This is a genomic window from Sphingobacterium pedocola (assembly GCF_015209965.1).
In the GTDB taxonomy this organism is placed as follows: Bacteria; Bacteroidota; Bacteroidia; order Sphingobacteriales; family Sphingobacteriaceae; genus Sphingobacterium; species Sphingobacterium pedocola.
On the sequence record NZ_MU158689.1, the window covers coordinates 44,509 to 57,016 of the forward strand.

At 41.0% G+C, this 12,508-nt stretch carries 14 protein-coding genes; 9 read left to right on the top strand and 5 right to left on the bottom strand.

What is annotated here, in order from left to right:
- The first annotated feature begins 83 nt into the window (after positions 1-83).
- The 9 genes from C4F40_RS00160 (at position 84) to C4F40_RS00200 (ending at position 9,500) form a co-directional block, all read left to right on the top strand.
- Positions 84-1,073 (top strand): glycosyltransferase family 4 protein, encoded by a 990-nt coding sequence (locus tag C4F40_RS00160; protein ID WP_196937348.1) that lies wholly within the window; start codon positions 84-86, stop codon positions 1,071-1,073.
- Positions 1,074-1,088: 15 nt separating this feature from the next.
- Positions 1,089-2,237 (top strand): glycosyltransferase, encoded by a 1,149-nt coding sequence (locus tag C4F40_RS00165; RefSeq protein ID WP_196937349.1) that lies wholly within the window; start codon positions 1,089-1,091, stop codon positions 2,235-2,237.
- Between the two features lie 45 nt (positions 2,238-2,282).
- On the top strand, positions 2,283-2,831 hold the full coding sequence (locus C4F40_RS00170; RefSeq protein ID WP_196937350.1) for an LbetaH domain-containing protein: 549 nt from the start codon (positions 2,283-2,285) through the stop codon (positions 2,829-2,831).
- Positions 2,825-3,724 carry a glycosyltransferase family 2 protein gene (locus C4F40_RS00175; protein ID WP_196937351.1) on the top strand — a complete coding sequence of 300 codons (900 nt, stop codon included), beginning with the start codon at positions 2,825-2,827 and terminating at the stop codon, positions 3,722-3,724. The genes C4F40_RS00170 and C4F40_RS00175 overlap by 7 nt, the downstream gene beginning before the upstream one ends.
- 8 nt (positions 3,725-3,732) lie before the next feature.
- Positions 3,733-4,974, top strand: coding sequence for a WcaI family glycosyltransferase (locus C4F40_RS00180; RefSeq protein ID WP_196937352.1), 1,242 nt, complete (start codon positions 3,733-3,735; stop codon positions 4,972-4,974).
- 5 nt (positions 4,975-4,979) lie between these two features.
- On the top strand, positions 4,980-6,467 hold the full coding sequence (locus tag C4F40_RS00185; RefSeq protein ID WP_196937353.1) for a hypothetical protein: 1,488 nt from the start codon (positions 4,980-4,982) through the stop codon (positions 6,465-6,467).
- Positions 6,468-6,513: 46 nt separating this feature from the next.
- A complete protein-coding gene (locus tag C4F40_RS00190; RefSeq protein ID WP_196937354.1) occupies positions 6,514-7,035 on the top strand; it encodes an adenylyltransferase/cytidyltransferase family protein in 522 nt (173 codons plus the stop codon).
- A gap of 3 nt (positions 7,036-7,038) precedes the next feature.
- A complete protein-coding gene (locus C4F40_RS00195) occupies positions 7,039-8,037 on the top strand; it encodes a mannose-1-phosphate guanylyltransferase (RefSeq protein ID WP_196937355.1) in 999 nt (332 codons plus the stop codon).
- An 80-nt stretch (positions 8,038-8,117) separates the two neighbouring features.
- Positions 8,118-9,500 carry a nucleotide sugar dehydrogenase gene (locus C4F40_RS00200; RefSeq protein ID WP_196937356.1) on the top strand — a complete coding sequence of 461 codons (1,383 nt, stop codon included), beginning with the start codon at positions 8,118-8,120 and terminating at the stop codon, positions 9,498-9,500.
- A 446-nt stretch (positions 9,501-9,946) separates the two neighbouring features.
- On the opposite strand, the gene C4F40_RS00205 is transcribed toward C4F40_RS00200, so the two are convergent.
- The 5 genes from C4F40_RS00205 to C4F40_RS00225 all read right to left on the bottom strand — a co-directional run bounded on the left by C4F40_RS00205 (position 9,947) and on the right by C4F40_RS00225 (position 12,413).
- On the bottom strand, positions 9,947-10,597 hold the full coding sequence (locus tag C4F40_RS00205; protein WP_196937357.1) for a hypothetical protein: 651 nt from the start codon (positions 10,595-10,597) through the stop codon (positions 9,947-9,949).
- Positions 10,598-11,105: 508 nt separating this feature from the next.
- Complete coding sequence (locus C4F40_RS00210) at positions 11,106-11,327, bottom strand: hypothetical protein (RefSeq protein WP_196937358.1); 222 nt, start codon at positions 11,325-11,327, stop codon at positions 11,106-11,108.
- The gene (locus C4F40_RS00215) at positions 11,299-11,556 is read right to left on the bottom strand and encodes a Fic family protein (RefSeq protein ID WP_196937359.1); all 258 of its coding nucleotides are present in this window, start codon (positions 11,554-11,556) and stop codon (positions 11,299-11,301) included. Before C4F40_RS00215 ends, C4F40_RS00210 begins: the two co-directional genes overlap by 29 nt.
- Positions 11,553-12,206, bottom strand: coding sequence for a hypothetical protein (locus tag C4F40_RS00220; protein WP_196937360.1), 654 nt, complete (start codon positions 12,204-12,206; stop codon positions 11,553-11,555). Before C4F40_RS00220 ends, C4F40_RS00215 begins: the two co-directional genes overlap by 4 nt.
- A gap of 30 nt (positions 12,207-12,236) precedes the next feature.
- Entirely contained in the window at positions 12,237-12,413 is a 177-nt protein-coding gene (locus C4F40_RS00225; RefSeq protein ID WP_196937361.1) for a hypothetical protein, read from the bottom strand.
- Between the last annotated feature and the right edge of the window lie 95 nt (positions 12,414-12,508).

Genomic DNA, 12,508 nt, shown 5'->3' on the forward strand with positions numbered 1-12,508 from the left:
CTTTTCTCAATTCGTTGGCTAGTATCAAGTTTTGTAAAGTTACGCTTATAGTAACCGAGAAGTTAGCGCCAAATAGAATCAATATGGGATGGAAGGAGCCTATTTTAAAGGATGTCACCATTCTCCGTATGCATGAGGAAAATTGTAAATGGCAGGAACTCCTTGAAATAAATAATGGAGGAAACTGCTTCCATATTTTTTCTGGTCTTCATGCTTTTCCAAAAGTTCAACAAGCCTTCGAATACGCAATAAAAAATAAATGTAGAGCAGGTATTTTTACTGAACCCTTAGATTTGAGGGGAGTGAAGGGATGTCTAAGGTGGATGAGAGGGTTTTATCATAGGCTTCTATATGAGAAGCATATTGAACTTATACTTACAACGGGAAGCAAGGGGGTGTCCCAATTTAAAAATTGGAGATATGAGGTAGATAAAATATTTGAGTGGGCGTATACGGTTGAGGAATCAAAAAATAAAAGTCCTGAATTAGATGACTGCCATGAGTATAAGGTGTTATTTGTCGGTTCTCTTGCGATTTGGAAAGGTTACGACATTTTGATAAGGGCTCTAAAAACCATAAAGCGGGAAAAGATAATAGCAGATTTATATTGTGTAGGTCCTAGCGATCTGGAGTTTTCGAGACAGATAAAAGAGCGATTTAAATTGAGTGATAATATTCGATTGTTACCTTTTCAATCCAACGAAGCTATTCGAACTTGTATGAATAGTTATGACTTGCTCGTTTTACCAAGTAGATATGATGGATGGGGTGCTGTAATCAGTGAAAGCATTATGGAAGGTACACCGGTTTTAGTAAGTAAAAGATGCGGTGCAAGTACTTTGATATCAAGTGTCAAAGTAGGTAAGGTAATAAATCAACTTACGACATATGAGGTTTCAAAACAATTAAAATTATTTATGAATATAGGTAAAGTAAATCTAGAAAAACGCAATAATCTAAAAGAGTGGGCTAATGAACATATATCAGGGGCAGCAATGGCTAGTTACTTCATAGATATTATAAATCATGTTGAAGGGGAGATTAAAATAAAACCTGAAGCACCCTGGAATTAAAAACTATTCTTTATCATGAAAATTCTTCGTGTTATATCTTCTATGCATCCTAAAAATGGAGGTCCATGTCAAGGGATTCGAAATTCTATTCCCGCCATGGAAAAACTTGGCGTAGTAAATGAGGTCGTTTGTTTGGATGCACCCACAGAGCAATTTATTGCAAACGATCCCTTTGTAGTTCATGCCTTAGGGAAAGCTAAAGGGGGCTGGGCTTATAACAGTAATTTCCAAGCCTGGCTTCGTGATCATCTAAGAGAGTATGACGTAGTTATTATGCATGGTTTGTGGCTCTATCCAAGTTACGCAGCTTCAAATGCAATAAAAAAATTTAGAAAAGACAATCCACGAACTGAGCTGAAGTTTTACGTTATGCCACATGGAATGTTAGACCCTTGGTTTCAAAGGGATAAGAGCAGAAGACTAAAAGCCTTACGCAACGAAATTTATTGGAAGTGGTTGGAAAAAAATGTGGTGAACAGTGCTGACGGTTTATTGTTTACCTGTGAGCAGGAATTGTTACTAGCACGCGGAACTTTCAAAGGCTATAGCCCAAAACTAGAGTTAAATATCGGCTATGGAATACAAGCTCCTCCTAATTTATTAGGTCAAGTACTACCGTCAAAAGTGAACAAACCATACTGGTTATTTCTTAGTCGCATCCATCCAAAAAAGGGAGTTGATCAATTGTTGAACGCTTACTTTCAGCTCAAGAAGGAGCACGTCAATGTGCCAGATTTGGTAATTGCTGGCCCTTTAGAATCAGCTTATGCAGAATCAATGCGGGTAAAAGCGGCAGCCTGTGGCGACATTCATTTTGTCGGAATGTTACAGGGAGATGCAAAGTGGAAAGCTTTTTACGGTTGCGAAGCGTTTGTTTTACCCAGTCATCAGGAAAATTTTGGTATATCTGTAGTCGAAGCCATGGCCTGCAATAAACCTGTTCTTATTACTAATCAAGTAAATATTTGGAGAGAGATCGAAGAAGGACAAGGAGGTCTAATTGATACGGATACAAATGAAGGGACCTATCAAATTCTTAAAAAATTTGCCTTAATGGACGAAACTCAAAAGAAAGAGATGGGGCATAATGCTGGGAGAGTATATCAAAAGAATTTCACAATAGAAGAGGCTGCAAAAAAAATGTTGGATGCCTTTATTCGTTGATCATGGCATCTCAGATATTTACTAGTATATAAATCAATTAGAAATATGGAAATACCAAAATATATAGATACCATACCAAAATCGGATAAAATAAAACGCCTTATTTGGCGTGTGGTTTCATTGTTTTTGTTTAAACCATTTTCTCTTCCGGTTTTTAATGTGTGGAGGATATATTTATTAAAGCTATTTGGAGCAAAACTGCAAAAAGGTGTAAATATATATGCGTCCGCCTACATTCCTGCTCCATGGAACTTAGAGATGGGAGAACAGTCGACACTCGGTCCTGAAGTTAAACTGCATATAGGTAAAACTGTTATTGGGAGAAAGGTCACGGTGTCGCAACGCACATATCTATGTAGTGCAACGCATGAAATCGATTCTATAAATACACCCTTTATTGCGGGAACCATAACCATCGGAGATTTTGCATGGGTAGCGGCTGAAACATTTATAATGACAAATGTAAACATCGGAGAAGGTGCGGTCGTAGGAGCGCGAGCAGCGGTTTTTAAAGATGTAGCTCCTTGGAATGTCGTAGGGGGCAATCCCGCTAAGTTTATTAAGGAACGTAAGGTAAAGGACTGGATATGCTAGATATTTCTACAATAATTTTAACCTATAACGAAGAAAAACACATCGCTCGATGTATTCAAAACGCTAAGCGGTTCTCGAAAGAGGTTTTTTTAGTTGACTCGTTTTCTTCCGATCGAACAAAGGAAATTGCAGAGTCAATGGGTGCAATTGTTTATCAAAATAAATGGGAAAATAATCATGCTAAGCAATTTAATTGGGGGTTGGCAAATCTCCCAATCACTACCGACTGGATATTCCGTTTAGACGCTGACGAATACCTATCGGAAGATCTGATAACGGAAATTAGTGATAAATTTTCAGTTATTCCTGCTAATGTTTCTGGAATAGTTATGGAAAGAAAGATGATCTTTCTAGGACGAGCTATCACCAGAGGTAATGTACAATGGAATATGCTTCGTTTATTCCGTTATGGTAAGGGACTGTGTGAAAACCGTTGGATGGATGAACACATCGTGCTAACGGAAGGTGAGACACTACAACTGCAACACTGTTTTTATGATGATAATTTAAATCCTCTGGGTTGGTGGATTGCGAAGCACAACAGTTATAGTATTAAAGAAGCTATAGAACTACTAAATTGTGAAGTTCCCTTAATGTATACTGGGGAAAGTATCGGAATGTTGTCCGAAGATGCAAACGACAAACGTAACAAAAAATCTCAATATGCTAGAATGCCCTTGTTTTGGCGCAGCTTTATTTACTTTATTTATCGCTATATTTTTAAACTCGGTTTTCTGGAGGGTAAGGAAGGTTTTTTATGGCATTTTATGCAAGGCTGGTGGTATCGTACACTCGTTGACGCAAAAGTATATGAAATCAAAAAGTACTGTGGCAGTGACCCTGCAAAGATAAAAGCATTTGTGAAAGAGAACTACCAAATTGATCTAGGATAAAATATTGTATGAGGATTTTAATACACGGTATAAACTACGCACCGGAGCTGACGGGGATTGGCAAATACACTGGGGAGATGGCGATCTGGCTTGCCGCGCAGGGGCGTGATGTTCACGTATTAACTGCTTTGCCCTATTATCCTGAATGGGAGATTCATTCGGCATATAAAAACAAGAGCTGGTTTACGGAGACGTTAAACGGTGTAAAGGTGCACCGTGTACCCTTGTATGTTCCTAAGGAAGTTACTTCCTTAAAACGAATATTACATGAATTCTCATTTTTAGCGGCTACTATACCGTTTTGGATAAAAGCCATCTTTTCTAAAAAGTATGATGTCGTGTTTTGTATTGCTCCTCCTTTTCATTTGTCTTTGTTTCCGTGGTTGTATAAAAGCACTAGGGGCGGCGTATGGATAAACCATATACAAGACTTACAGGTGGATGCGGCAAAAGATCTGGGGATGATTAAAAATAAGACATTTTTGGATATTATGTTTGGCTTGGAACGATTCTTCTTAAATCGAGGTTTGCGTGTGTCGACAATCTCGGAAGGGATGCAGCACAAGATTTTAAGCAAGGGGATAGCCAGTACCAAAATTATGTTCTTTCCCAATTGGGTGGATAGTAATGTGATCTTTCCCTTGCCAAAAGAGAAGTCGTTGCGACAGGAAATGGGTTTTAACTTAGCGGACAAGATTGTATTATACAGTGGTAACTTGGGTGAGAAGCAAGGCTTAGACGCTATACTAAGAGCTGCGGCTGCATTCAAGGCCGATAGCTCTGTTAAGTTTGTGATATGCGGATCAGGCGGGGGTAAAGACAAGCTTATCCGGTTAGCAGAAGAGAGCCTATTGTCGAACGTTTTCTTTTTTCCTTTGCAGCCCTATGAGAAACTTTCTGCTTTATTAGCGATGGCAGATTTACACCTGGTCTTGCAGAAATCTTCTGCAGCAGATCTAGTCATGCCCAGTAAATTAACAGGTATTTTAGCAGCGGGTGGTTGCGCTTTGGTTACGGCCACGGAGGGCACGACCTTATATGATGTGGTCTATAAATTCCAGATGGGAATTCTTGTGCAGCCTGAAAATGAAGAAGATCTTCTAAGGGGTATACGGTTAGGCTTATTTGGTGATACTTCAGCCTATAGGCAAAATGCCCGCAATTATGCCGAGCAGTATTTAGAAAAAGAACAGATTTTAAGGAAGTTTGAAGCAGATTTAAATGATTTAATGGTATTACCAAAAGCATAGGAATTATGAGAAGCATCGCGCTATTAGTAATAATATTATTTATGACCTCCCAAGGAGTGGCTCAGAATAAATTTGCGGATTCACTACGACTACAAGTCGGTTCGCAAGTACAGGTCGCTTCCGAAGGCTTTCAGCCCTTATGGTCCAAAGCCAATCGCTTTGGGATGGCCAGTAATAAGCAGTTCGATCAAATCACATGGATGGAGGTTTCCAATTCCCATCATTTAGGTACGATGCGCTTGTTAAGCGATAGTGCTTCACCGCTTCAACTCAGTTACGGAGCAACCGTATTTAATGCGGAACATTACGATCGTGTGGTATTACAGCAGGGCTTCGCACAATTAAAATACAAAGAGTGGTTTATTCGGGGGGGGCGCCATCGGGATTTATGGGATGATCTTGACCCAGAACTTTCTATGGGTTCTTTAGGCACAAGCGGTAATGCATTGCCAATCCCTAAAATCACTCTGGGCATAGATGATTACATCAACATTCCATTTACGAAAGGAACACTTCAGTTTAAGGGAATGATAGGGCATGGCTGGTTAGGCGATAATCGATTTATGGAGTCGTGGTTGCATGAGAAGTCTTTTTATGGGAGGATTAATTTAGGGAAATGGAAACCTTATGGTGGCGTTCAACACTATACGGAATGGGGCGGACAGCGACCTTCTGAAAATATCTATTTAGATCGATCTTTTAAAGGTTTTTTGGACGTTCTGTTTGTTCAGGAGGCAAATGACGGATCTTTGCCTACAGAGGAGGAGCTAGCTGGACGTAGACCCAATCGGGCCGGAGATCAACGTGGCGTTGCGGAGCTCGGTGTCTACTACGAAAATGAAAAAGCCAAGGTTCACGTGTACAACCAAACTCCTTTTGAGAGCGGTAAAGGGGTTGATATAAGGAATATGGACCGTTTTGTAGGACTTCATATCGTGAATAAAAATGAACATAGCATTTTGCGGGACATCGTTGCTGAATTTATCTATACCAAACAAATGGAAGATTTCGGAGGAAGCGAGATGCAAAGCTACTATAATAACGGACCTATGAAAACTGGATGGGAATATGAACAGCTAGTAATTGGAAATCCGCTGTTTACAAATCGCGAGGGAGCATCTAATTACCTTCCGACACAACCATATAATTGGAACGGCACAGAACAAATACCAGGTAATGCTAATATCATTAATAACCGTTTGGTAGGTGGTAATATCGCTACTAGAGTGAAATTAAATGAGACTTGGCGTTTACGTGCGAAACTTACCGGTGTTATGAATTATGGCGCGCGCAATTTTGAAGGATTTTATGGAAATGGAGAAGGCTTGTTTCAGACGCACGCATTGCTTGAAGTGAATTACAGACGCGGGCAATGGCTATTTAGAGGGAACGTTGCGGGAGATTTTGGTGAGCTATATGAGAACGTTGGTGGTTCCTTAGGCGTACAATATTCATTAGAACGAATAAGTAACCCTGAGAAGATAAATAGATAAGTATCGGATCAAACTTTTATTTAAACAAAAAAATATTCTACCTAAAATGAAAAATGAATTCGTAACATCTGAGAAAAAAGAAAGGGTAGGAGATCTCAAAATAGGCATAACCTTTTCTGCCTTTGATCTACTGCATGCCGGCCACATTAAAATGCTGGAAGAAGCCAAAACGCAGTGTGATTACTTAATCTGTGGATTGCAAACCGATCCAACTTTGGATCGGCCCGAAAAAAACAAACCCGTGCAGACCGTGGTGGAACGTTATATACAGCTCAAAGGCTGCAAGTACGTAGACGAGATTGTACCATACGCTACAGAGCAAGATTTGGAGGATATATTACGTTCCTATAAGCTGGATGTACGCATCGTAGGGGATGAGTACATGAGCAAGAATTTTACAGGAAGGCAATACTGTGAAGAGAAGGGCATCGAGCTTTATTTTAATGGACGCGATCACCGCTTTTCGAGCTCTGGTCTGCGTAAATCAGTAGCTGAAAAAGAAGGTTCAAATGGACATTCGCAAATCGGCAAATCGGCAAATTCGCAAATTCGCAAAAAACAGAAATAAAAAATGAACCATATCATACATGTAATTTTAACAGGTGGCGTAGGAAGCCGCTTGTGGCCATTATCAAGGAAACGCTTTCCAAAGCAATACCTGAATCTATTTAAAGGCGGCTCCCTATTTGGGATGACCGTTGCTCGGAACCACGCACTTTGTGATAAAGTGACCGTAGTAGGGAATTGCGACAATTACTTGCTCAGCAAGGAGATTATGGAGGCCCAGGGTGTAGACTATACCGATATCGTGGAAGCAACGCCACGTAATACAGCCGCAGCAATTGCCTTTGCTGCCTTTGCTGCGCAACCTGAAGATATCTTGATCGTAACACCTTCGGATCACGTCATCGTCGGTGATGAAGCCTATGAACATGCCATGCAGGAAGGCATTGAGAAGGCCTCCAAGGGATATATTGTGACCTTTGGTATTCAAGCGACTCGGCCTGAAACGGGTTATGGCTATATCGAATATGAGGGGGATCAAGTGTTGTCCTTCCGTGAAAAGCCCAACCAGGATACGGCAGAGGACTTTATTGAGCAGGGGAACTTTCTATGGAACTCGGGTATGTTCTGCTTTCGGGCGGATACCTTTCTTGCAGAACTGCAACAATTCGAACCAAAGGTGTATGCCACGGCATGGGCCGCTTGGCAAAACCGCAATGGCGATATGCTCGATGAAGCACTTTCTGCAGAAATTCCTTCAATCAGTATTGATTACGCCGTAATGGAGCGTTCTAAAAAGATACGTGTAGTAGCCACACGCTTTGAGTGGTCTGATTTGGGCTCTTTTGAATCCTTGTATGAATACCTCAAAGAAACAGGTCATAATGTGGATGAGAATGGAAATATGGTGATCGGCACGGAACTTTTTACAGCTTTTGTTGGATTACGCAACACGATTTTAGTATATACAAAAGATGCGTTGTTGGTCGTGCAGAAAGAACGGTCGCAGGATGTAAAGAAGATATATAATACCTTAGAGCGCCATCAATCCAAATTAATTGATTAATTGGGCAAATGCGCCTATTTGCAAATTTTACTTTTTACATTTACCATTCCTACGGGAGACGAGCATTTTGACGTTGAAATATGAGAGCAATAAAAAAAATTACCTGTATTGGAGCTGGCTACGTTGGTGGGCCTACGATGTCCGTGGTGGCACAGCGCTGTCCAGAGATAGAAGTGACGATAGTCGATATGAATACGGCACGCATAGCCGCGTGGAATGATAGCGATCTGGCTAATCTACCGGTATATGAGCCTGGTTTGGACGAAGTTGTCGCTGCCGCACGCGGCCGTAATCTCTTCTTTTCAACGGATGTAGATAAAGCGATTGAAGAAGCGGATATGATCTTTATCTCCGTGAACACACCAACCAAGACCTACGGAAAAGGAAAAGGGCAGGCGGCAGACTTAAAGTTTATCGAACTTTGCGCGCGGCAAATTGCTGCGGTTGCTACGTCGGATAAGATCGTGGTGGAAAAATCGACCTTACCGGTACGTACTGCCGAGGCATTAAAATCTATTCTAGATAATACAGGTAGCGGTGTAAATTTCCATATTCTCTCTAATCCTGAGTTTTTAGCGGAGGGTACTGCTGTACAAGATCTGCAAAATCCAGACCGCGTATTGATCGGCGGTGAAGATGCGGAAGCAATACAGGCTTTGGTTGATATCTACGCCCACTGGGTTCCGCGTGAAAAAATTATTACAACCAACCTTTGGTCTTCGGAGCTATCCAAACTGGTTGCGAATGCATTCCTCGCGCAACGGGTATCATCCATCAATGCGATCTCTGAACTATGTGAAGTGACGGGAGCAGATGTGAATGAAGTGTCTAGAGCGATAGGAATGGATAGCCGTATCGGACCAAAATTCCTGAAGGCTTCAGTCGGTTTTGGCGGCTCTTGTTTTCAAAAGGATATCCTCAACCTGGTCTATATTGCCCGCACCTATAATTTGCATGCCGTAGCGGATTATTGGGAACAAGTGATATTGCTCAATGATCACCAAAAGGTGCGTTTTGCAGAGAACATTATTAAGACCTTATATAACACGGTTAACGGAAAGAAAATAGCTTTCTTGGGTTGGGCGTTTAAAAAGGATACCAATGATACCCGCGAGTCGGCAGCGATCTACGTGGCGGATCATTTGCTTGATGAGGAGGCCGAGGTGATCGTGTACGATCCGAAGGTATCGGCAGAGCAGGTATATAAAGATCTGGATTACCTAGGTACACGTAGCCCGGAAGCTAATCGCCGCTTGGTCACAGTAGTGGAAGATCCTTATGAAGCGGTGAACGATGCGCATGCAATCGCCGTGCTAACGGAGTGGGACGAATTTAAAAACTACGACTGGTCTAAAATAAAAGCGGGCATGAAAAAGCCTTCTTTCGTATTTGATGGGCGTAAGTTGTTGGATCGCAAACAGCTGGAAGAACTTGGTTTTGTGTATTACGCGATAGGGGAATAGGTTTTTAGGGATTAGGGGTTAGGAGTTAGAGATTAGGGGTTAGAGAATAGGGGTTAGGTGTTAGAGAGGTGGTGATTTGTAGGGACTTTCTTCGTCCTTTCTTCGGACGTTCTTCGCCCGTTGTTGCACCGGTGCGTTACCGCTGCCTTACCTTTGTCTTAGGGCTGCCTTACCTTTTCTTGGATAGCCCTAAGATACAACTAAGCCAATCCTAAGGTAGCCCTAATATAATGGGCGAAGATGGTTGCCTATTGGTTAGGAGAAAAGCAGAAGGAAACCAGTTTAGTCTGGTCGTAAATAGGATAGATTTTATGGATATTAGGTATAGACCCTGTGTAATTCGACCTCTAGATTCGTTTTTTTGTTTTGTGCATGGCTAAATTGGAGAATTCAACGAAATTAAATTTATCGAGAAGGGGTAACTTTTACAATGATTAACCAAAACCCTACCGTACCCTCAAACTCACAACATCGCTCCAGTCCCCGGTTCCGTAGCTGTTTATAGCACGTACCTTAATGAAAACTGTTGATCGGGACGGTATATCCTTAAGCACGTTATTCCGGGATCGGGTAGTAAAAAGTGAATGCTCCCACTGAAGTTCTGGCGAATGGGGTTCAACTTCATCATATGACGTCCATAACGCATACTTGCACTCATAGGTAAGATCTCTGCCCAACGGATTGAAATCGAAACGGACTTCGTCGAATAGCTGCCCATCGGAAAGCCGACCGCCGGTAGGTGCCCCGGGAACTGTTCCCTTCTTCCGTCCTGTAAATACGGGAAACCCCGATGTATATAGGATAGACAATTTTCCTTTGGCCACGAAATTGACATAAGCCGCCAGCTCGCCTAATAGAGTAGCTAAGCGTGCCTTACTCTCCCGTTTGAGCTCCCTGTCGACGCGTCCGTGCGTCCAGTTAACTTGTGCCAAGTTCCTCAAATACGCGTTATAGGCACTTTCCACTTCTGAAAGCGATGGAGTGGGATCGGGGAAGTGGGGATTTCCTTCCATTGAAGTAAGTATAACATCCGCTTCTACTAATAGCACGCTATCTCTATGCTGACCGAAGCCTCCTAATACACGTATATAGCTCATAATTAATGTTTTTAGATTTACTTATTTGTATGTTAGATCAGATAATGAGACTCATTTCTAGACAATACAATGTAATTGTATACTAATATGCCGTTAATATAACTAATATCTACGTTATTTTAAAATACAATAGCGTAGATTTATTTAAGAGCAACGTTAAAGTCTTTTCATAGTACGGTATTATGAAATATTAATACGTTGTAGTATTTGATATAAACGTTAATATAAATTAAAGTAACTTAAAAATAACTCTACTTAACGTAGTTATTTAATAAAATAACGGAATATTGTTTTGGAAGAGCGTTAATCTATTATATAACAACGTTAGATTGAACTGAAATTACGTATGTGTTGTTTAAAGTACCGTTATTTTGCTGTCTTCTTAGCACTGGTTACAATTAAATCTTATTTACACACTTTAAGGGATACCGCCGACAATATGCCTATGGGAACCTTTCCCTTACGCCATGCAAGATTTATTTTTGAAATCAGTCATTGATAATGGATGTTATGTACTACGGTAGTCTATAGTATTTTTTGTGAACCGACTTGAACCATACTGCTCAGTGGTACGGCGTATATGGTCTTTGTCGACCAAAAGCTTTATCATCTGCAATAGTATACTTTTTCCACTCGCGTGCGGGCCTACGAATAAGGTGAGGTCACCAAAATTGATATTTCTAGTTCCCTCAACAGCTCCCTCAATATTGACAATTTTGCGTTTCATCATGTCCTGTTATTTCGAAGTGATCCTTTAAAGGTTTTCCGTGAGCCGTTATTCCATACAATAGAAGTGCTTTGGTCTCGGTGAATGACAATGAATTGCCTTCGATGCTATTGGAATGATAGTTCCATTCGAATCTGAATTTTTGCCAAAGTACGTCTGCTATATCTGCGAGTAACGGGGGAGAGGCATTCAGGTCTTTTTTTAGCAGCTCTGCTTTTTCTACGTAATTCAAGATCCTTCCCTCCAATACTTCAAAATTCCATCAATAGAATCTTTTTCCAGCAGCTTGTGGCGACTACTACAAAGGATTTTTAAGCATTTCTCCAATTCACTTACTGTGAAAGAGATGTTGCTTTCGGTCTTTATCTTTTTATAGATTTCAAGGCCATCTCTTTTCTTATTAAAAAACTTCTTTTCGATCCATCGTTTTAAGAGATCGAGCAGACCTTTGTTGGTTTTTCGGGTGCTGCCTTTCGGCGCATTTTTCTTCTTCCAGATGATGCGTATACCTTCGCCGCTAGGGAAGTAGACGATATGGGAGAATCCTTTGTACCCGTGGTCCGGTATCCCGCCGGTATGATAGAGCTGTATATTACCCGGTTGGGTGCCATTAGGAATGATTTTAGAAAACGGACATCCTAAGATATAGGGTAGTAGATCGATCTGATCTTCGTTAAACCGGTTCTTATCCCCAGGTTTGATAATGAAGCCGAAGACATAATTATTGGCTTTTCCCAGTAGAAAGGAAAGCTCATCATCAGTCATGCCGATCTCATTTAGCTGCTCAATAACCTGGCAGATAATGGCATAGTCCATCCGGGACATAATGACGTCTGGCTTATCTGCTTTTCTTACGGATGGTCTTTGGATAACTTCGATCAATGGAATAATATTGAATGAAGGTAAAGAATATTATCCTCTGATTTTGTATCCAGGGATATATAGTGGTTCAAATTGTACCAAATTTTCGGACATGCCCTTAAATCTGTTCTCCTTCTTCTCGGCCGGAACAGCAGGCTGAGCCTTGGCAGCTTTATAAGCTTCCTTAGGGCTTTCACACTTAGTTTGTTTCTGCAAAGATTTCTTCATATCGTTTTACTATATCCTCAGTACTCTTGCTAAGTATGTTAGGTATTACAAAGATAACAGAATTTTTTGAGTTTCCGAAAACTTTGTAACCGTCC